The sequence below is a fragment of the Aggregatibacter segnis genome (assembly GCF_003130075.1).
Lineage (GTDB): Bacteria > Pseudomonadota > Gammaproteobacteria > Enterobacterales > Pasteurellaceae > Aggregatibacter > Aggregatibacter segnis_A.
On record NZ_NRCW01000005.1, the window covers coordinates 37,212 to 56,279 of the forward strand.

At 41.7% G+C, this 19,068-nt stretch carries 20 protein-coding genes and 2 tRNA genes; 5 read left to right on the forward strand and 17 right to left on the reverse strand.

The window, feature by feature from the left end; translation table 11 throughout:
* Positions 1 to 3 precede the first annotated feature (3 nt).
* Entirely contained in the window at positions 4 to 1,551 is a 1,548-nt protein-coding gene (ppx, locus tag DK415_RS06905; protein WP_109433018.1) for an exopolyphosphatase, read from the forward strand.
* Between the two features lie 64 nt (positions 1,552 to 1,615).
* Here ppx and pckA read toward each other — a convergent pair whose 3' ends face one another.
* Positions 1,616 to 3,232 (reverse strand): phosphoenolpyruvate carboxykinase (ATP), encoded by a 1,617-nt coding sequence (gene pckA / locus DK415_RS06910; protein WP_109433019.1) that lies wholly within the window; start codon positions 3,230 to 3,232, stop codon positions 1,616 to 1,618.
* Positions 3,233 to 3,498: 266 nt separating this feature from the next.
* On the opposite strand from pckA, the gene DK415_RS06915 reads away from it, so the two are divergent.
* Positions 3,499 to 4,143, forward strand: coding sequence for a hypothetical protein (locus DK415_RS06915; protein WP_109433020.1), 645 nt, complete (start codon positions 3,499 to 3,501; stop codon positions 4,141 to 4,143).
* 97 nt (positions 4,144 to 4,240) lie between these two features.
* Here DK415_RS06915 and mnmA read toward each other — a convergent pair whose 3' ends face one another.
* The 11 genes from mnmA to DK415_RS06975 all read right to left on the reverse strand — a co-directional run bounded on the left by mnmA (position 4,241) and on the right by DK415_RS06975 (position 13,812).
* The gene (gene mnmA / locus DK415_RS06920; protein ID WP_109433021.1) at positions 4,241 to 5,392 is read right to left on the reverse strand and encodes a tRNA 2-thiouridine(34) synthase MnmA; all 1,152 of its coding nucleotides are present in this window, start codon (positions 5,390 to 5,392) and stop codon (positions 4,241 to 4,243) included.
* 111 nt (positions 5,393 to 5,503) lie between these two features.
* Complete coding sequence (locus DK415_RS06925; protein WP_014064153.1) at positions 5,504 to 5,710, reverse strand: tautomerase family protein; 207 nt, start codon at positions 5,708 to 5,710, stop codon at positions 5,504 to 5,506.
* A 30-nt stretch (positions 5,711 to 5,740) separates the two neighbouring features.
* A complete protein-coding gene (nqrM, locus tag DK415_RS06930; RefSeq protein WP_109433022.1) occupies positions 5,741 to 5,998 on the reverse strand; it encodes a (Na+)-NQR maturation NqrM in 258 nt (85 codons plus the stop codon).
* A gap of 72 nt (positions 5,999 to 6,070) precedes the next feature.
* A complete protein-coding gene (locus DK415_RS06935; protein WP_109433023.1) occupies positions 6,071 to 7,159 on the reverse strand; it encodes an FAD:protein FMN transferase in 1,089 nt (362 codons plus the stop codon).
* A gap of 151 nt (positions 7,160 to 7,310) precedes the next feature.
* Positions 7,311 to 8,546 carry an NADH:ubiquinone reductase (Na(+)-transporting) subunit F gene (gene nqrF, locus DK415_RS06945; protein WP_109128876.1) on the reverse strand — a complete coding sequence of 412 codons (1,236 nt, stop codon included), beginning with the start codon at positions 8,544 to 8,546 and terminating at the stop codon, positions 7,311 to 7,313.
* 11 nt (positions 8,547 to 8,557) lie between these two features.
* Entirely contained in the window at positions 8,558 to 9,154 is a 597-nt protein-coding gene (nqrE, locus tag DK415_RS06950) for an NADH:ubiquinone reductase (Na(+)-transporting) subunit E (protein ID WP_048750769.1), read from the reverse strand.
* Between the two features lie 3 nt (positions 9,155 to 9,157).
* Complete coding sequence (locus DK415_RS06955) at positions 9,158 to 9,787, reverse strand: NADH:ubiquinone reductase (Na(+)-transporting) subunit D (protein WP_109433024.1); 630 nt, start codon at positions 9,785 to 9,787, stop codon at positions 9,158 to 9,160.
* Entirely contained in the window at positions 9,787 to 10,572 is a 786-nt protein-coding gene (locus tag DK415_RS06960) for a Na(+)-translocating NADH-quinone reductase subunit C (protein WP_006719428.1), read from the reverse strand. The genes DK415_RS06955 and DK415_RS06960 overlap by 1 nt, the downstream gene beginning before the upstream one ends.
* Positions 10,565 to 11,800: an NADH:ubiquinone reductase (Na(+)-transporting) subunit B gene (locus DK415_RS06965; protein ID WP_109433025.1), complete on the reverse strand. Its 1,236-nt coding sequence runs from the start codon at positions 11,798 to 11,800 to the stop codon at positions 10,565 to 10,567. Before DK415_RS06965 ends, DK415_RS06960 begins: the two co-directional genes overlap by 8 nt.
* 2 nt (positions 11,801 to 11,802) lie before the next feature.
* The gene (locus tag DK415_RS06970) at positions 11,803 to 13,143 is read right to left on the reverse strand and encodes a Na(+)-translocating NADH-quinone reductase subunit A (protein WP_109433026.1); all 1,341 of its coding nucleotides are present in this window, start codon (positions 13,141 to 13,143) and stop codon (positions 11,803 to 11,805) included.
* Positions 13,144 to 13,500: 357 nt separating this feature from the next.
* Positions 13,501 to 13,812, reverse strand: coding sequence for a BolA family protein (locus DK415_RS06975; RefSeq protein WP_109433027.1), 312 nt, complete (start codon positions 13,810 to 13,812; stop codon positions 13,501 to 13,503).
* A 106-nt stretch (positions 13,813 to 13,918) separates the two neighbouring features.
* On the opposite strand from DK415_RS06975, the gene DK415_RS06980 reads away from it, so the two are divergent.
* Positions 13,919 to 14,512 carry a YajG family lipoprotein gene (locus DK415_RS06980; RefSeq protein WP_109433028.1) on the forward strand — a complete coding sequence of 198 codons (594 nt, stop codon included), beginning with the start codon at positions 13,919 to 13,921 and terminating at the stop codon, positions 14,510 to 14,512.
* Positions 14,513 to 14,710: 198 nt separating this feature from the next.
* On the opposite strand, the gene DK415_RS06985 is transcribed toward DK415_RS06980, so the two are convergent.
* The 5 genes from DK415_RS06985 to mutY form a co-directional block, all read right to left on the reverse strand.
* Positions 14,711 to 14,786 (reverse strand) — tRNA-Asn (locus DK415_RS06985).
* Positions 14,787 to 14,790: 4 nt separating this feature from the next.
* Positions 14,791 to 14,866: transfer RNA gene (locus DK415_RS06990), tRNA-Phe, on the reverse strand.
* 208 nt (positions 14,867 to 15,074) lie between these two features.
* On the reverse strand, positions 15,075 to 16,151 hold the full coding sequence (gene mltC / locus DK415_RS06995) for a membrane-bound lytic murein transglycosylase MltC (RefSeq protein WP_109433029.1): 1,077 nt from the start codon (positions 16,149 to 16,151) through the stop codon (positions 15,075 to 15,077).
* 3 nt (positions 16,152 to 16,154) lie between these two features.
* A complete protein-coding gene (locus tag DK415_RS07000) occupies positions 16,155 to 16,430 on the reverse strand; it encodes an oxidative damage protection protein (protein ID WP_006719440.1) in 276 nt (91 codons plus the stop codon).
* Complete coding sequence (gene mutY, locus DK415_RS07005; RefSeq protein ID WP_109433030.1) at positions 16,408 to 17,547, reverse strand: A/G-specific adenine glycosylase; 1,140 nt, start codon at positions 17,545 to 17,547, stop codon at positions 16,408 to 16,410. Before mutY ends, DK415_RS07000 begins: the two co-directional genes overlap by 23 nt.
* A gap of 301 nt (positions 17,548 to 17,848) precedes the next feature.
* Between mutY and trmB the strand changes: the two genes are divergently transcribed.
* Together trmB and DK415_RS07015 are read left to right on the forward strand one after the other, a co-directional pair.
* Entirely contained in the window at positions 17,849 to 18,616 is a 768-nt protein-coding gene (gene trmB / locus DK415_RS07010) for a tRNA (guanosine(46)-N7)-methyltransferase TrmB (RefSeq protein WP_162540479.1), read from the forward strand.
* A 30-nt stretch (positions 18,617 to 18,646) separates the two neighbouring features.
* Positions 18,647 to 18,985: a YggL family protein gene (locus DK415_RS07015; RefSeq protein ID WP_109128869.1), complete on the forward strand. Its 339-nt coding sequence runs from the start codon at positions 18,647 to 18,649 to the stop codon at positions 18,983 to 18,985.
* Positions 18,986 to 19,068: the final 83 nt, after the last annotated feature.

Below are 19,068 nucleotides of genomic sequence, written 5' to 3' on the forward strand. Positions count from 1 at the left end.
TCTATGAATAACGAAAACTTACTCAGTAAAGCCAATGAACTGCATGCGCGACGTGGCGAAGTGCGTGAAATTGCTGCCATTGATCTCGGCTCTAATAGCTTTCACATGATTATTGCCCGTATTGTAAACGGCACACTACAAGTACTTTCCCGCCTTAAGCAAAAAGTACAACTTGCCGAGGGGTTAGATGAGAACCAAGTGCTAAGTCCAGCTGCGATTGAACGTGGTGTCAACTGTTTGGCGTTATTTGCAGAGCGCTTACAGGGTTTTCCTGCCGACAACGTCAATGTCGTAGGCACATATACCTTACGCCGCGCTGTGAACAATGAAGAATTTCTACGTCAAGCGGCAAAAGTCTTCCCTTATCCTATTCACATTATCAGCGGTAAAACGGAAGCGAAAACCATCTACGCCGGCGTTTGCCATACACAGCCTGAAATTGGTCGAAAATTTGTTATCGACATCGGTGGTGGTTCAACAGAAATGATCATCGGCGATAACTTTACGCCATTAATTTATGAAAGTCGCCATATGGGCTGTGTAAGTTTTGCAAAACAATTTTTTCCTCACGGTCAAATCAATGAAGAAAATTTTCGTCTGGCAAAACAAAGCGCTTTAAACAAAATTGAAGATCTCGCTTGGGAATACCAAAATTTGGGTTGGCAATCCGTGCTCGGCTCGTCCGGCACGATTAAAACCGTCCATCAAGTTATTTGTGAAAACATTGATCCGAATGGCACCATTACAGCTGAACGTTTAAACCAACTCATTCAACAAACTCTGCTATTTAGCCACTTTGATCAACTCCAATTTAACGGATTAAATCCCGATCGCGCTGACGTTTTTGTACCGGGCTTAGCCATTTTAAGTGCAGTTTTTGAAAACTTTCACATTGAAAAAATGCGTTATTCCGATGGTGCACTGCGGGAAGGGGTGATGTATAGCTTGGAGCAAAACTTCCAAGTCAATAATATTCGTGAACGCACCGCACTTGGTCTGATGGAACAGTTTAATATTGACCAAGCACAGGGCGAACGGGTACATCAAAGTGCCTCGTTACTATTTGAGCAATACCAACATTGGCAAAACCAAGAAATGGTTGCTGAAATGAAAGACGTTCTCTTGTGGGCTGCACGTTTACATGAAGTGGGCATTGTCATCAATCACAAAAATCTACAAAAACACTCTGCATATATTTTATACAACACTGAGTTACCGGGTTATGACAACGAGCAACATCGTTTGCTGTCAACTTTGGCACGTTATCACTTAGGGAATTTCAAATTGCCGGAGATGTTTAAATTTTCTCGTTATCACGAGCAAGATGTGCTGGCGTTAATTCGCATTTTACGCTTAGCAATTATCCTCAATCGAGCCCGCCAAGCGACAGAAAAACCTCAAAAAATCACATTAAAAATCGACCGCACTTTAGTAGATTGGCGCTTAACATTTGAAACGGATTATCTACAACATAACCCGTTAGTGAAAAACGATCTCGCATTAGAACATCGTTTCTTGCAGACATTGGGATTATCCTTATCAACTCGTTAATTGATTTACTCTCCCATAAAAAATCCCCGCTGATAATAGCGGGGATTTTTATTCTTTCGTCAAATTACGCTTTAGGACCTGCAGCAATTAATGCTTTACCTTCAGCATTTGTTGCATATTTTTCGAAGTTCTTCACGAAACGACCGGCAAGATCTTTCGCTTTTGCTTCCCATTGTGCTTTGTCTGCATAAGTATCACGCGGATCTAAGATAGCTGGGTCAACACCTGGTAAAGCGTTAGGAATTGCCAAGTTGAAGATTGGTAATTCGCCCATTTCAGCTTTTTCGATAGAACCATCTAAAATCGCATCGATAATACCGCGAGTATCTTTAATAGAGATACGTTTACCTGTACCGTTCCAACCGGTGTTCACTAAGTAAGCTTCCGCACCTGCCGCTTGCATACGTTTAACTAACACTTCCGCATATTGAGTTGGGTGTAAAGTTAAGAATGCAGCACCAAAACAAGCTGAGAAAGTTGGGGTTGGTTCGGTGATACCACGTTCTGTACCCGCTAATTTTGCAGTAAAGCCTGATAAGAAGTAGTACTTAGTTTGTTCCGGTGTTAATTTAGAAACCGGCGGCAATACGCCGAATGCGTCTGCAGTTAAGAAAATCACTTTCGTTGCGTGACCTGCACGGGAAACCGGTTTAACGATGTTATCGATGTGATAAATCGGATAGGACACACGGGTATTTTCTGTTTTAGAACCGTCATCAAAGTCAACGGAACCATCTGCACGCACAACCACGTTTTCTAATAACGCATCACGACGGATTGCGCGATAAATATCCGGTTCGTTTTCTTCAGAAAGGTGAATAGTTTTCGCGTAACAGCCACCTTCAAAGTTGAAGATACCCACATCATCCCAACCGTGTTCATCGTCACCGATTAATTCACGTTTTGGATCGGTAGAAAGGGTGGTTTTACCGGTACCGGACAAGCCGAAGAATACAGCCACATCGCCATCTTTACCTACGTTAGCAGAGCAGTGCATTGCACCAACGCCTTTAAGCGGTAGGAAGTAGTTCATCATGGAGAACATACCTTTCTTCATTTCACCGCCGTACCAAGTACCGCCGATTAACTGAACACGTTCAGTCAAGTTAAATGCAACGAAGTTCTCAGAGTTCAAACCTTGCTCTTTCCAGTTCGGGTTGGTGCATTTAGAACCATTCATCACCACGAAACCTGGTTTGAAATCTTTTAATTCAGCTTCTGTCGGACGGATAAACATGTTTTTCACGAAATGTGCCTGCCATGCCACTTCAGTCACGATACGTACCGCAATACGGTCTTGTTCACTAGCACCACAGAAACCATCAACCACAAATAGGCGTTTACCGGAAAGTTGTTTAGTCACAATGCCTTTCAAGCTCGCCCAAGTTTCTTGGGTCATTGGTTTGTTATCGTTTTTCGCCGCATCGGAATTCCACCAAACGGTATCTTTTGTGGTGTCATCCAACACAATATATTTATCTTTCGGTGAACGACCGGTAAAGATGCCGGTATCAACAGCCACGGCGCCGGTTTTGGTCAACGTACCTTTTTCAAAACCTTCCAAGCCTGGTTTAGTTTCCTCTTCAAATAATTGTTCATAACTTGGGTTATAAACAACCTCTTTGACATCATGAATACCAAGCGCTTCAAGTTCTTTAATAACTTTACTTAAGTCAGTCATAGATTACCTCTTTGTGTTAAAAGTGTTAAAAATAAAAACTGTGCTTATTCTATGAAAATTTCTACCTAAAAACTGTTATCTTGATCAAATATTTGAACATTACTTTCTTTTTTATTCGATTTTAGGGAGAATTTATCCGCCTTTTGGAAAAGCCACTCACTGCTTTATCAAAACGCGTCCAAAAAGCACCGCACTTTCAAGTGGGAACTTATGCTTGAAGGCTCGTTCTAAGTTGCACAACAATTTAATGAGATAAAAGGAATCACATGAAATTACTCAAATTATTTTTACTTGCTACATTACTTTATATTCCCGGTGTACAAGCTGCCGAAGCAACGGATTTGAACATCAAATACAGCTCCAATTATCTCATGCCTGCTTATGTGCATTTTCACTCCGATGGCTTTGAATATACGATCAATGCCAACATCAATATCCCCTTGTACAAAATTCAATTTATCTCGAAAGGTGCGCAAAGTAGCAATGTTTTTAACATGTTCAGCTACAAAGACACTCGTAATGACAAACCTTATGCCGAAGCAAAAATTGCCAATCGAAAAATTGAGTACGGTAAAATAAAAAATGGACTTAAAACCGAAGAGTTAACCTTGCCAACCTATGATTTATTTACGGTAGCCTTCCAGCTCAGTTATTACGACAAGTTGCCAAAAAGTTTCCAAATCACCAATGGTAAAAAGCTTTATCCAATGGAAAACGTAGTGCTAAACACAACGAAAAAACAAGTGAAATACAACAAACAAGAGGTGACTGAAATCACCTATCAATTTAAAACCGATGGCAAAGATATAGTGGTAAAAAAACACGAAGGGGAAAAATTCCCGCGCTTTATTTCCTACAGTCGGGATGGTGATGAATACGAGCTTACTTTTAGCGATTTTGTCAAAAATTAATCTTTTCATGAAAAAATAAAGCCACCGAAATAGGTGGCTTTATTATTGGCAAGTGCGGTCTAAAAAACATATGAATTTTAGACTGCACTTTTCTGTTCTATTTTAGCTGTTGCTCGATGATACCACCGCCAAGGCAAACTTCATCCAAATAGAAGACGGCTGATTGCCCCGGCGTGACGGCAATTTGCGGCTCATCAAAAATAACTTTGATGCTTTCATCATCGATAGGCTCAATCGTACAAGGCACATCCGTTTGGCGATAACGGGTTTTCACTGTACAACGCAACGGTTCACGAATCGGTTGACGATCGACCCAATGTAATTGTTGTGCGATTAAACCGGTAGAAAGTAACGCAGAGTGATCATGTCCTTGCGCCACAATTAACTCGTTATTGACCAGATCCTTTTCCACCACATACCAAGCGTCTTCGCTTGCGCCTTTTACACCGCCGATACCCAAGCCTTTGCGTTGCCCCAATGTGTGATACATCAAGCCATCGTGGCGACCAATAATGTCGCCCTCTACCGTGCGAATGTTGCCCGGTTGCGCCGGCAAGTAACGGGCTAAGAAATCTTTAAATTTACGCTCACCAATAAAACAAATGCCGGTAGAATCTTTTTTCTTCGCCGTGATCAAACCTAAATCTTCGGCAATCGCACGTACAATCGGTTTTTCAATGTCGCCAACAGGAAACAGACTTTGTCCCACTTGCTTACTGCTCAATGTATATAAAAAATAGCTCTGATCTTTGTTAGCATCCAAACCGCGCAATAATTGTGCGTTATCATCAGTACCGCGACGACGGACATAATGCCCGGTAGCGATATAATTCGCGCCTAAATCTTCTGCGGCATACTCTAAAAAGGCTTTAAATTTAATTTCTTTGTTACACAGAATATCCGGATTCGGAGTACGACCAGCCTTGTATTCGTTAAGGAAATGTTCAAATACATTATCCCAATACTCTGCCGCAAAATTGATTTTATGAAGCTTAATACCAAGCTTGTCGCACACAGCTTGAGCGTCAGCTAAGTCCGCGGCGGCTGTACAATAATCGGTGTCGTCATCCTCTTCCCAATTCTTCATAAACAAGCCTTCCACTTGGTAGCCTTGTTGTTGAAGAATAAAAGCAGACACGGAGGAATCCACTCCGCCGGACATGCCACAAATCACTTTTTTCGTTGCATTTTCGGCAAGCTGTTCAGCAGAGAGTTTCGGGAAATGTTTTTCGTAGGTTTGTGATTTCATAGTTTAGTAATAAACGTTCCACTAAATAAATAATTGGGCATTCTACCGCAAATCAAGTAAGAGTAAAAATGCCCGACAATTTCGGGCACTTTCATACAGGTTACGGCATGATCACTTCATTGAACGTCGAGAAGTTACCGTTTTTCCGCCAATCCCCCAGTTATCCATATCGACTTCGTCAATAACCACCACTGTCGTTTCGGGATTTTTGTTTAACACTTTCTGTAATAAATGGGTGACACCTTCAATTAACTCCGCTTTTTGTTTAGCTGTCGGCGCCTCTGCACCACCGGTCACTTTAATATTGACATAGGGCATACTGTTCTCTCATCACAACGTTAAATGGAACTACTTCACTTCGTAAAATTGAGCTTTCTCTTTTTGCGCAAATTTTTGTTCATATTCTGCCTTCGCATTTTCGTCGCCGGCATCCAATTTAGATTGCAACGTATCGCAAGGCTTATCGCAATCACAGGCTTTCGCAATCCCTAAAGACGATAAACCGCCACAGCTACCTTTGAGCGCTTGGCGTTTTACGATATAGCCCAATGCCATGGTCAAAATAATCAGGATGAAAATCCCAAAAGTCACTAAGAATAATTTCATAATTTCTCCATAAATAATCTAAATATCTACCGCACTCTATCATTCAAAGTGCAGTCTTTTCTAACGCTATTTTTACTGAGCCAAAAATTGCTTAAATGCGGAAGACATTTCCGTGCGATATCCCTGACCGTCTTTAATGATCATAAAAATCGGCAAATTTTCCCGTTCAGCCACCGCTAACGCTTTTTCCTCGCCTAATACGAATAAACCGGTGGAAAGCCCGTCAGCAGTCATAGAGCTTGGCGCTAATACGGTAATTGAGGCTAACGCGTGTTGAATCGGGTAGCCTGTTTTCGGATCAATTTCGTGGGAAAAACGCACACCATCTTGTTCAAAATAATTACGGTAATCACCTGATGTTGCCATAGCCATATTATTTAAACCGATGATCTGTTGGGCTGCTTGCTTACCGTCAAAGGTTGGGCGTTCAATCGCAATCTGCCACAGTTTATTTTCGGCATTTTTGCCTTTAGCACGAATTTCACCGCCGATTTCCACCATGTAGTTTTGTACGTGAATACTTTCTAAATAATCTGCCACTTGATCTACTCCGAAACCTTTAGCGATAGAAGAAAGATCCACATAAAGCTGTGGTACGGCTTTTGCGAGGAAAAACTTACCACTCTCTTCAGTGAGTGACAACTTATCAATCCCGACTGAAGCTTGTCGCTCAGTAATTTGCTCTTGCGTTGGCTGTTTTTCCACACGCTTTTCCGGCCCAAAGCCCCAAAGATTAACTACCGGTCCAACGGTTACATCCAACGCACCTTGTGTCACCTGATTTAAACGCATTGCTTCTTTAACCACAAGCGCAAAATCTGCCGAGACTTCAATCGGTGTATTCGTCTGTGTATTTTGATTAAAACGACTGATTTCAGAATCCTGGATGTAAGTGGACATTTTGGCGTTCACCTCTTTCAGAATCACTTCAATCTGTTCATGCACTTGTTGTGATGTGATAGAAACTTCATTATTGCCCCAATATTTAATGTGATAAGTGGTTCCCATCGTTTTACCACTCAGGGCAACTATTTCATTTTTTGCTGCCACTGCTTGCTGCGTTTCTGCTTGTTGTGACGTCGCTTTCTGATCGCAAGCGCTTAGCGTCAATGCGATGGCGACAAAAGTAAGCCCGCGAACGAATAAATGAGAGATTTGCACAATACTTTCCTAACATAAAATGGATCACACGCAAACCAACTGTTGAAATTGATTTGCGTGTGATGAATCAAGATGGAAAACGCTGTAAAAATTGACCGCACTTAAGAAGAAAGTGCGGTCGTTTTTACGGTGTTTTTAAACCTAAACGGGATTAACCACCAAAGTCATCCAATAAGATGTTTTCGTCTTCAACACCGAGGTCTTTCAACATTTTGATTACCGCAGCGTTCATGACCGGAGGTCCGCACATATAGTATTCACAATCTTCAGGTGCTTCATGATTTTTCAAATAATTTTCATAAAGGACATTGTGAATAAAACCTGTGTAGCCTGTCCAATTGTCTTCCGGCAATGCATCTGAAAGCGCCACATGCCATACGAAGTTATCGTTTTCGGCTTGTAATTGGTCAAAGTCTTCTTGATAGAAAATTTCACGTTTAGAACGCGCACCATACCAGAAAGACATTTTACGTTTAGAGTGTAAACGTTTTAATTGGTCAAAGATATGAGAACGCATTGGTGCCATACCCGCACCACCACCGATGAAGACCATCTCATTATCGGTTTCTTTCGCGAAGAATTCACCGAATGGACCTGAAATTGTCACTTTATCACCTGGTTTTAATGACCAAATATAAGAAGACATTTGTCCCGGAGGCGCATCCGGTTGACGTGGTGGAGGCGTTGCGATACGCACGTTCAACATGATGATGCCTTTTTCTTCCGGATAAGACGCCATAGAGTAAGCACGGATAATATGCTCATCCACTTTAGACACATAACGCCATAAATCGTATTTGTCCCAATCCTCATGGTATTCTTCTGGAATATCAAAATCTTTGTAGTAAACCGTATGTGGATCAGCTTCAATTTGGATATAACCACCTGCACGGAATGGTACCTCTTCACCTTCAGGAATCGCCAACTTAAGCTCTTTGATGAAGGTTGCTTTGTTATCATTAGAAATAACGGTACATTCCCATTTTTTCACACCAAAGATTTCTTCCGGCAATTCAATATCCATATTGCCTTTAACGTTAACTTGGCAAGAAAGACGATAGCCTTCTTTCGCTTCACGTTTAGTAATGTGAGATAGCTCTGTCGGTAAAATTTCACCGCCACCACTTTTAACTTTGACGATACATTGACCACAAGAACCACCACCACCACAGGCAGAAGACACGAAAATACCTTTGCTGGCAAGTGCGCCAAGTAATTTTCCACCTGCTGGTAAAGTAATCGCTTTGCTTGGGTCATCATTAATCTTAATGGTAATGTCGCCGGAATCCACTAATTTGGATTTAGCAAATAAGATGATTGCTACAAGCACTAAAACGATCGCGGTAAAGGCTGCAACACCGAGTACAAGAATTGTTGTTTCGCTCATTTATGCACTCCTTATAACTGAATACCGGAAAATGACATAAAGCCAAGCGCCATTAAGCCTGCAGAGATAAAGGTAATCCCTAAACCTTTCAAACCGGCCGGCACATCGGCATATTTCATTTTTTCGGTTAAGCCTGCAAGTGCAACGATTGCTAACATCCAACCTAACCCTGCACCCACACCATAAACTGCAGATTCTGCAAAAGTGTATTCACGTTGTACAGCAAAAGATACACCACCAAAGATCGCACAGTTTACAGCGATAAGTGGAAGGAAAATACCTAATGCGTTATAAAGTGCTGGGAAGAATTTATCTAAAGTCATTTCAAGTAATTGAACAAGACCCGCAATAATCCCGATAAAGGTAATAAAGTTTAAAAACTCAAGGCTTACACCTTCTACCAATGCGCCATCTTTTAATACATGTTCGTATACAAATTGGTTCGCAGGCACCGCAATACCAAGTACCACTGTTACCGCAACACCAAGGCCAAACGCCGTAGAAACTTTCTTAGAAACTGCAAGGAAAGTACACATCCCTAAGAAGAAAGAAAGCGCCATGTTTTCAATGAAGATCGCCTTCACGAATAGGCTAATATAATGTTCCATTGATTATTTCTCCTGTTGCTCAGGTTTCCACGTTCTTAAGCCCCAAATCACGAAGCCGATAATAAAGAACGCACTTGGTGCAAGAAGGAACAAACCGTTCGGTTGATACCAACCGCCGTCTTGAATGGTTTGGAATACCGGTAAGCCGAATAAACGGCCGGAACCGATTAATTCACGTAAAGTTGCCACGATCAATAAAATCGCACCGTAGCCTAAACCGTTACCGATACCGTCAACAAAGCTTTCAAGCGGACGAGATTTCATCGCAAAAGCTTCTGCGCGGCCCATTACGATACAGTTGGTAATAATTAAACCGACAAATACCGATAATTGTTTGGACAAGCCGTAAGCAAAGGCTTTTAAAACTTGGTCAACCAAGATTACCAAAGACGCGATAATCGCCAGTTGCACAATGATACGAATACTGTTTGGGATGTAATGACGAATCATTGAAATAAACATACTGGAAAAACCGGTTACTAAACTTACTGCAATTGCCATAACGATCGCGGTTTGTAGTTGAGTGGTGACCGCTAATGCAGAACAAATACCCAAAATTTGCAGCGCAATTGGGTTATTTTTTGCGATCGGATCAAGCAAAAGTGCTTTTAAATTGCTTTTTGCATCAGCCATTATCTTGCCCCCGCTTTAAATTTTGCTAAGAATGGACCAAAACCATTTTGGCTAAACCAATAATCAAAAGAACCTTGCACACCATTTGAGGTTAAAGTTGCACCTGATAAGGCATCAACGCCGTGTTCTTTGTTAGAAGACGCATTTTTAGCAACACGAATAGCCACACGTTGATTATCATCAAACAGTTTTTTATCTACGAAAAGTGCTTGCCAACGCGGATTAGCGATTTCACCACCAAGACCGGCTGTTTCACCTTGATCATAGTAAGTAATGCCTTTGATGGTATTGGCATCTGGGGCAACCGCAACGAAACCGTACATTGTTGACCATAAACCACGACCATACATTGGTAATACCACTTGGCTGACATTGCCTTGTTCATCTTTCACAAGGTAAACACGCGCCTGATTTGCACGCACTTTAATACCCGCTTTATCTTGTTCAGCAGGAATTGCTTGGCTAAGTGCGGTCGATTTTACCGCTGTTTTTGGATCAAACTTTTCCACATCATCTTTTGATGCTTGAATAAAATCACCGCTTTGCAAATCCACTAAACGCGGTTCAATAAACTTGTTATAAGTGTCTTTAATGACAGAAGCATTATCTTCTTTCATTAGGCCGGCAACCGTTAAAATATTACGCTGAACGTCAAGTGCTTTTTGTTCATCTTGTTTTGATTTCAATGCAACTGCGGCACCGGAAACCACGATAGAACACACCAAACTTAGCAATACAACAACGGTAACTGTACCGCCAACGCTATCTTTATTAAATTTAGCCATTTGTTCTTGCTCTCCGACGTTTGATATTTGCTTGAACCACGATGTAGTCGAAAATTGGTGCAAACAAGTTTGCAAATAAGATCGCTAACATCATCCCTTCTGGGTAAGCTGGGTTCACTGTACGAATTAATACTGCCATCACACCAATTAACGCGCCGTACCACCATTTACCGGTATTAGTAAATGAAGCGGAAACAGGGTCAGTTGCCATGAAGATCATACCAAGTGCAAAACCACCTAATACGAAGTGCCAATGCCAAGGCATAGAGAACATTGGGTTAGAATCAGAACCGATAAGATTAAAGAGGGTTGCAGTACCGACCATACCGATCATCACACCCGCCATAATGCGCCAAGAGGCAATACGGGTGAACACAATCATAGCACCACCGATTAACAATGCGAGCGTTGAAACCTCCCCCATTGAACCAGGAATATTACCGATGAACGCATCCATCCAAGTAATTGGTTGACCACTTACGGTATGTTGTAATGCAGCTTGACCACCTTGTGACCATTGTGAAAGTGCGGTTGCGCCTGAGAAACCATCTGCAGCAGTCCATACTAAGTCACCGGAAATTTGAGCCGGATAAGCGAAGAATAAGAATGCACGACCAGCAAGCGCAGGGTTCATAAAGTTACGACCTACACCACCAAAGATTTCTTTTGCAACAACAATACCAAAGCTGATACCAAGTGCGGCTTGCCATAGTGGCAATGTTGGCGGAACGATTAAGGCAAACAGAATCGTAGAAACGAACATCCCTTCATTCACTTCGTGACCACGCACAACTGAGAATAATAATTCCCACATCGTACATACGGTAAACACCACTAAGTAAATTGGTAAGAAGAAAATCGCCCCTAACGCCATTTTTGAGCCCCAAGTTGCATTATTGGTTAAATCTAAACCTAATGAACTTGCAAGTGCATAGTGCCAATCGTTAGCAATTAATTGATCTAAATTGCCTAATTGATTTAAGGCTGGGATCGCTTGGTTACCCACATTGTACATACCGTAGAAAATCGCTGGGAACAATGCTAGGAAAACCGTAATCATCATACGTTTTGAGTCTAACGCATCGCGAACATGTGTGTTTTTGTGCGTTACTGTACCCGGTGTATAAAGCAAGGTATAAATCGATTCAAAGATCGGATAAAGCTTGCTGTATTTACCGCCTGGTAAAAACGCGGGTTCCATTTTTTCAAAAAGATTTTTCAAACCCATTTTTAACCTTCCTTCTCAATCTTATCTAAAACGTGACGCAAGATTGAACCGTATTCATATTTGCCCGGGCAAACGAAAGAGCATAACGCCAAGTCTTCTTCGTCTAATTCAAGACAACCTAACGCTTGTGCACCATCGGTATCACCCACGATTAAATCACGTAATAATAATGTCGGTAAAATATCCAACGGCATGACACGCTCATAGCTACCGATTGGTACCATCGCACGCTCACCACCATTTTCTGCGGTAGTAAAGTTGAATAATTTCTTACCGAAGTGACCAAGTACAGTTCGGGTAATCGAATATTTATTCGGTTGTGGCGTAATCCAGCCGAAGAATTCTTTTTCATTACCTTCTTCGATCACAGAAACTTGCAATGCATAACGACCGAGATAGTCGTGAGCACCTTTTGCTGTTTGACCGTAAAGTACCGAACCGGAAATAACGCGATTTTCACCCGCACTTAACTCGTCCTTCGTTAATTGGGAAAGGTTAGCCCCAATAACCGTACGCACTAAACGTGGCGATTTGACTTGTGGTCCCGCAAGAGAAACCACACGTTCTACATTAAGCTCGCCGGTTGTGAATAATTTACCGATAGCAATCACATCTTGATAGTTGATATACCAAACAGTTTTATTCATTCCTACAGGCTCAATAAAGTGGATATGAGTACCACTTAAACCCGCCGGATGAGGACCTGCAAATTCATTAATCACCACATTACTCGCATGTGATGCTGGAATTTTATTATCAGGCGCTTTGCATAAGTGAATGTTGCCATCATGTAAACGACTTAACACAGTTAAACCATTGACGAAATCATTTTCGGACGCAGCAATAATAACCGCAGGATCTGCCGCTAACGGATTCGTGTCCATCGCATTAACAAAAATGGATGAAGGTACTCCATCAATCGCAGGCACTTTGCTGAATGGACGGGTACGGAACGCTGTCCACAAACCAGATTCCTGTAAATTTTTACGCACTTGCTCCGCACTTAACGTGTTCAATTCAGCTGCCGGGTATTTATCGAAAGAAAGCGCTTCATCGCCTTCAACTTTAATTACCACAGATTGCAATACACGCTTTTCGCCACGATGAATTGCTGTGATCGTGCCACTCGCAGGCGCGGTGAAAATGACACCAGGATTCTTTTTGTCTTCAAAAAGCACCTGACCTTTTTTCACTACATCACCTTCGCGAACCTTCATAGAAGGGCGCATTCCCACATACTCTTCACCAAGCAAAGCAACTTCAGTAACGGTATTCCCGTTATGGATTACCTGCTCCGGTTTTCCTGCAATAGGAAGATCCAAGCCTTTTTTAATCGTAATCATATTGTTTGCACTACTTTTGTTAGATTAAAAATACAGCAATAACCCTAAGGTTATTACCTCGTCTTGAGTGATAGTTGTTGAAATGATTAAAGAAGAAAACGGCAAAACACCGCTATGCCTAAATAACCACTCTCCAACCGATAAAAATAAAACTCAAATTCTGTTTTAATTTTACGGACATTTTCGTCCGTAAAAACGTTAAATTTTTGCTAAAAAAATTGATTTATTTTAACCAAATAATAACGTTCTTACCACTTTGAAAGCCGATTGTTTATGTATTTTTGTGAAAAACTTCACATTCTTTGCCAAAAATCAATTTTTTAATTTTTATTGGGTAATTACAAAGAGGTAAGGGACTTATTGCCCAACACCCGCACAATGAGGGGATTTGGGGAATTGTTGCCCCAATTCATCCCATTCTTGTTTGGTATAAAGATGCAATGCCAAAGCATGAATACCATTTTGTAAATCTTGAGAGAGAAATTGGTAAATTTGGCGGTGACGAGCAACTTTGCTGCTCCCCTCAAAGGCGTCACTTACTAATACGATTTTAAAATGTGAATCTGCGCCACGCCCAGAACTGTGCATATAGCTTTCATTTTCAACCACAATAAAGTGCGGTTGAAATTCTTGGCGTAATCGTTGCTCTAATTCTTGTTGTTTTGACATATTTCTTTCTTCCTAAAACAAATGATTAAATTAAATGGGAGAGACTATACAATCAGTTATAACTTTGTAAGAATAATACAAATTTATTTAAACTTATGAGGATATTATGAAATTTAACATGAAAACCTTAATACTCGGTTCAGTCTTACTTTCAAGTGCATTATTGAGTGGTTGCCAAAGTGAATCCAACACGTTACGTTTTACACCTGCTGCGCCACAAGCAAGCATGAATGTTAACCAATCCGCTGTTGTTTACGTCACCACTCGCGATATGCGCCAAGCACCTGAAATTTCTAGTTATGTTGCCGATGGGAAACTCGTCAAATTATCCGCGATGCCAAGTGTCACCGAGCTATTCCAACAAGTTGAACAACAAAACCTTATCAGTAAAGGATTTCGCATCGGCACGGCAAACAACGCGAATGCCGCAGTCACCGTAAACGTGCAAGAGTTTTTTGCTAAAGTCAATCAAGGAAACTTACGCTATGATATCGATAGCAAAATCCAGTTAGCCATTCATGTTCAAGGGGCGAAGGGCCAATTCACCAAAAATATTGGTACCACACGTAGCCACTCGGGTGCATTCTCTGCCCAAAATTCAGAGATCCAAAAGGTGCTAGGTGAAACCTTTAATGACATCGTTCAATCTATTTATAAAGATCAAGAAGTCACTCAGGCAATTAACCAATACGCTAACTAAAAACACAGTGAAAAACCACCGCACTTTCTAGCTGAGTTCAGAAAAGAGCGGTACAAAAACCAAGTGTTTTTAGGTCACAATCCCAAAGATAAAAATAACGCATAAATTTGATTCCGATTTATGCGTTATTTTTTGCTTTGCAAAATACAAAATCAGAAAAAACAAAAGCCGCTAATTACTTAGCGGCTTTCTAGAATTTGGCTCCTCCTGCGGGACTCGAACCTGCGACATATGGATTAACAGTCCACCGTTCTACCGACTGAACTAAGGAGGAATAGTGGTGCCTCGAGGCGGAATCGAACCACCGACACGGGGATTTTCAATCCCCTGCTCTACCGACTGAGCTATCGAGGCAACTCATCAGTGGTGCGTATTAAACGTTTTTTTGAATTTCAAGTCAACATCTATTTTTAAAAAATACGAAATAATTAACTTGTTTGCACATTTAACAAGCGAAACGTACATAAATGCTACATTTATCGAAGATTTTTTACTTCTTATATAAAAAGAAAGCCCGCTCAATATTTATTAAGCGGGCAATAAATTTCACAAAAGATTGCGATTAACGTCTGACACGATAGCTCTTTTGCGCTTTATCAACTTTCACCAAATAATTTCGCGCCTGCGCAGACGGATGGCTGGTTGTCAAAATACGGTACACTTGTTCCGGATAAAGCTGGTTAATTTTCATCATGGCCATCTCTTTATCATCGTTAAATACACGCAATACCGCACCGGCACCGCTGTTATACGCCGAAATCATGGCAAAGCGTTTTGATGTCGGATTCGTAATACCATCTAAGTATTTATTTTGTAGCAACCATAAATACGCCGCACCGGCATCAATGTTTTTCTCAGGATCAAACAAATAATTTTTACTTGGTTGACCACTCATGCCTTTCATTTGGAACACATCGCGTCCTGCGGTGTGCGGCACAACTTGCATTAAGCCCATGGCGTTAGCATAGCTTATCGCATACGGGTTAAAGCTCGATTCCGTTTGCATAATGCCCAGAATTAAACTTTCATCCAATCCATAACGACGCGCAACTTTACGCACAATCGGTAAATATTTTTGTGCACGTACTTCCACGTGATTAGCAATCATTGGAATCACCACAAATTGCACTTGATTACCGTTTGATAACCGGCGAGTTTGCAATTTATTTTGAATTAAATATGTGGCGAAATTACTTGCGGTAAACTGATCTGCAATAGAACCACCGCGATTATCAATCACCTGCCCAACCAAGAAAGGGCGAGAGCTAATCGGCACATCACCGGAGGCAAATAAATCGATGCCATTCGCATCAGATCCCATCAATAAGGTGTGAACAATCGCATTATGTAAACGGTTTAAATCTGCCTGCGTTTCGATGGTAATTAAACCTTCATCAAAACTCACATGGCTACGGGTAAAGTAACGATCCGTATATTTCACATAGTCCTTACGACTTGCGACCAACAGCTCGTTGACCCCCCAAATGCGGTCGATATTATTGGCAAATTGTCCGGTTAAAATATCCAAACCACGGGTATCTTTTGCAAAGGCTTCATCGTAATCCAATCCCCGATGATGCGAACCGCCGCCACAAGCATATAAAAAAGGGATAAGGGCTAAAATTAAATACTTCTTCATTTTTTATTTCGCTTCAGGAGGAGTGTAACCTTCAATATGCACATCTTTGCCTTCAAAAAGAAAGCTCACCATTTCCTGTTCCAATAACTTACGATGATCCGCATTCATCATGTTTAATTTTTTCTCATTCACCAACATGGTTTGTTTTTTCATCCATTCGCCCCATGCTTGTTTACTAATAGAATCAAAAATGCGTTTACCCAATTCACCCGGATATAACTGAAAATCCAACCCTTCGGCTTCTTGTTTTAAACGTTCACAAAACACCATTCTTGCCATAATGATTCCTTACATATTGAGTTAATAAATTCTTCACGGGCGTTGCCAACCCGATAGGTTCAGGATGCTGCGGATCATACCAATATTTGACCGCACTTAATAGGTCTGATTGATATTCCTCCGTTTTTTTCGGCACTTTTTTCCAAGGGGAACAATCCTCATCTGCGGTCTCAGTTAAGCTGCCAACTTGCGCATAAATTGGATAAATATCTAAATGAAAATGGCTAAATGTATGACGAAATGCCGGCCACTCCTGATATTGCTTAATCCCGTTTGCGGCTAAATAGGCTAACAACGCCTGCTTTTCAGTAAATTGCGGAAAACAATACAATCCGCCCCATAAACCGGCACTTTCCCGTTGTTCCAAAGCAATCTTGCCATTTTGTTCTAATAACAAGAAATAACTTTCCCGTTCCGGTAGCGTTTTTTTCGGTTTTTTGCCGGGATAAGCCAGCCAATTTTGTTCGGCATTTGCTCGACAATCTTTTTTCAACGGGCAAAGATCGCACTTTGGCTTGGTTCGCGTACACACCATTGCACCAAGATCCATCATTGCCTGATTGAAATCCCCCACCTGTTCCGTTGGAGTCACCTGAGCCGTCAATTGCCACAAACGGTCTTCCGTTTTCTTCTCGCCCGGCCAACCGTCCACGGCAAAATAACGGGATAACACCCGCTTCACGTTACCGTCCAAAATGGGATAAGGCGCATTCAAACAAGAAGACAACACCGCCCCCGCAGTACTTCGCCCCACGCCTGGCAATGCCCACACTTGTTCAAATTCTGTCGGAAATATGCCGCCATATTGATCACGCATGATTTGCGCGGCTTTATGCAAATTTCGCGCCCGCGCGTAATAACCCAAGCCCGTCCACAAATGCAGTACCTCGTCTAACGGCGCATCAGCAAGTGCGGTCAAATTAGGAAACGTTTTAACAAAACGCTCAAAATACGGAATGACCGTTGCCACCTGCGTTTGCTGCAACATCACTTCTGACAACCAAACACCATATAAGGTTTTATTTTGTTGCCACGGCAAATTTTTTCGTCCGTATTTGGCATACCACGACAGTACGGCATGTGCAAAAGGCGCATGGGGAGATGATTGAGCGAGCATAAATCCTGATATATTCATAAAAGTGCGGTCGTAAAAAACAACGTTTTTAAGCGTCAATTTGCAGACAATCCAAGAGGACAAGCAACCGAACCTAATTCGATTGTGCGTAAAATATTCGCTATTTCTCAACCGTTTGATAATACAAAAACCGGCAAAGTTTATCACAAAGTACAATGCACCTTCAGCAAACTTCAAGAAATCACTTAGTGCTTAACCGGGCTAAATTGCTAATGTATTGGAAACAGCCTATAATCAGCCGCTAAAATTTTCCGCAGACAATAATTTCAACTTCAAAGAAGACATGTTAGAAACGCAATCAGAACATTCCATTCAATCGACTTTTGCCGACCAAAAACGCAAAACCGTTGAGGCTGCCGAGTTTACCAAAGACGGACGTTATAAACGCAAAGTGCGCAGCTTCGTGTTACGCACAGGACGCTTAAGCGATTATCAAAAAAACGCCATGAACCAAAACTGGGCAGCGCTCGGCTTGGACTATCAACCGCAGCCATTTGATTTCAATGCAATTTACGGCAACGACAATCCTGTCATTTTGGAAATTGGCTTCGGCATGGGCAGTTCGTTGGTGGAAATGGCGGCACAAAATCCTGATAAAAACTACTTAGGCATTGAAGTGCATACACCGGGTGTAGGCGCTTGTATCGCCTATGCCGTAGAAAAAGGCGTCACTAATTTACGTGTCATTTGCCACGATGCCACCGAAATTCTACGCGACAGCATTGCTGATCAAAGTCTCGGCGGGTTACAGCTGTTTTTCCCGGATCCGTGGCACAAAGCGAGACATCATAAACGCCGTATCGTGCAACCGCACTTTATCGACCGTTTATTGAATAAATTACAGGCGGGTGCTTTCATTCATATGGCAACCGACTGGCAAAACTATGCAGAACATATGTTGGAAGTGTTGCAACAATATCCGCAATTACGCAATACGTCAGACACAAACGACTACATCCCTCGCCCTGATTTTCGCCCTCTGACCAAATTTGAAGAACGTGGTCACCGTCTTGGGCACGGCGTATGGGATCTGTATTTCATCAAATCTTAATTTCATCCACCTCAATAGAAGGAAATCATCATGGCTATTAAACGTAACCAAAGACAACGCAAAAAAATGCATATCGCCGAATTCCAAGAATTAGGCTTTTTAGTGCAATGGCAATTTGCTGAAGGCACTTCCGTAGAACAAATCGACAGCACCGTTGACCGCTTCATCAGCGAAGTGATCCAACAAAACGGTTTGGCTTATGAAGGCAGCGGCTACTTACACTGGGAAGGTTTAGTGTGCTTAGAAAAAATCGGTAAATGCGATGCGTCTCACCAAGAATTAGTGAAAAACTGGTTAACGCAAAACGGCTTAGAACAAGTGGAAGTTAGCGAATTATTTGATATTTGGTGGGATTACCCAACAAAATAATCATTGTAAAAAATAGCTAAAAAACAGACCGCACTTTTCGCCTACAAAGCGCAATAAAAAGTGCGGTCATTTTTTTATGTCTT

Bases quoted from the DNA above. Each gene is read 5' to 3' on its own strand.
- pckA (WP_109433019.1), bottom strand. From the start codon at position 3,232: ATGACTGACTTAAGTAAAGTTATTAAAGAACTTGAAGCGCTTGGTATT.
- DK415_RS06960 (WP_006719428.1), bottom strand. From the start codon at position 10,572: ATGGCTAAATTTAATAAAGATAGCGTTGGCGGTACAGTTACCGTTGTT.
- nqrE (WP_048750769.1), bottom strand. From the start codon at position 9,154: ATGGAACATTATATTAGCCTATTCGTGAAGGCGATCTTCATTGAAAAC.
- nqrM (WP_109433022.1), bottom strand. From the start codon at position 5,998: ATGAAATTATTCTTAGTGACTTTTGGGATTTTCATCCTGATTATTTTG.
- DK415_RS06925 (WP_014064153.1), bottom strand. From the start codon at position 5,710: ATGCCCTATGTCAATATTAAAGTGACCGGTGGTGCAGAGGCGCCGACA.
- DK415_RS07000 (WP_006719440.1), bottom strand. From the start codon at position 16,430: ATGGCAAGAATGGTGTTTTGTGAACGTTTAAAACAAGAAGCCGAAGGG.
- DK415_RS06965 (WP_109433025.1), bottom strand. From the start codon at position 11,800: ATGGGTTTGAAAAATCTTTTTGAAAAAATGGAACCCGCGTTTTTACCA.
- trmB (WP_162540479.1), top strand. From the start codon at position 17,849: ATGTTAGAAACGCAATCAGAACATTCCATTCAATCGACTTTTGCCGAC.
- DK415_RS06980 (WP_109433028.1), top strand. From the start codon at position 13,919: ATGAAATTTAACATGAAAACCTTAATACTCGGTTCAGTCTTACTTTCA.
- DK415_RS06970 (WP_109433026.1), bottom strand. From the start codon at position 13,143: ATGATTACGATTAAAAAAGGCTTGGATCTTCCTATTGCAGGAAAACCG.
- DK415_RS06975 (WP_109433027.1), bottom strand. From the start codon at position 13,812: ATGTCAAAACAACAAGAATTAGAGCAACGATTACGCCAAGAATTTCAA.
- mutY (WP_109433030.1), bottom strand. From the start codon at position 17,547: ATGCTCGCTCAATCATCTCCCCATGCGCCTTTTGCACATGCCGTACTG.
- DK415_RS06955 (WP_109433024.1), bottom strand. From the start codon at position 9,787: ATGGCTGATGCAAAAAGCAATTTAAAAGCACTTTTGCTTGATCCGATC.
- DK415_RS06915 (WP_109433020.1), top strand. From the start codon at position 3,499: ATGAAATTACTCAAATTATTTTTACTTGCTACATTACTTTATATTCCC.
- mnmA (WP_109433021.1), bottom strand. From the start codon at position 5,392: ATGAAATCACAAACCTACGAAAAACATTTCCCGAAACTCTCTGCTGAA.
- ppx (WP_109433018.1), top strand. From the start codon at position 4: ATGAATAACGAAAACTTACTCAGTAAAGCCAATGAACTGCATGCGCGA.
- nqrF (WP_109128876.1), bottom strand. From the start codon at position 8,546: ATGAGCGAAACAACAATTCTTGTACTCGGTGTTGCAGCCTTTACCGCG.
- DK415_RS07015 (WP_109128869.1), top strand. From the start codon at position 18,647: ATGGCTATTAAACGTAACCAAAGACAACGCAAAAAAATGCATATCGCC.
- mltC (WP_109433029.1), bottom strand. From the start codon at position 16,151: ATGAAGAAGTATTTAATTTTAGCCCTTATCCCTTTTTTATATGCTTGT.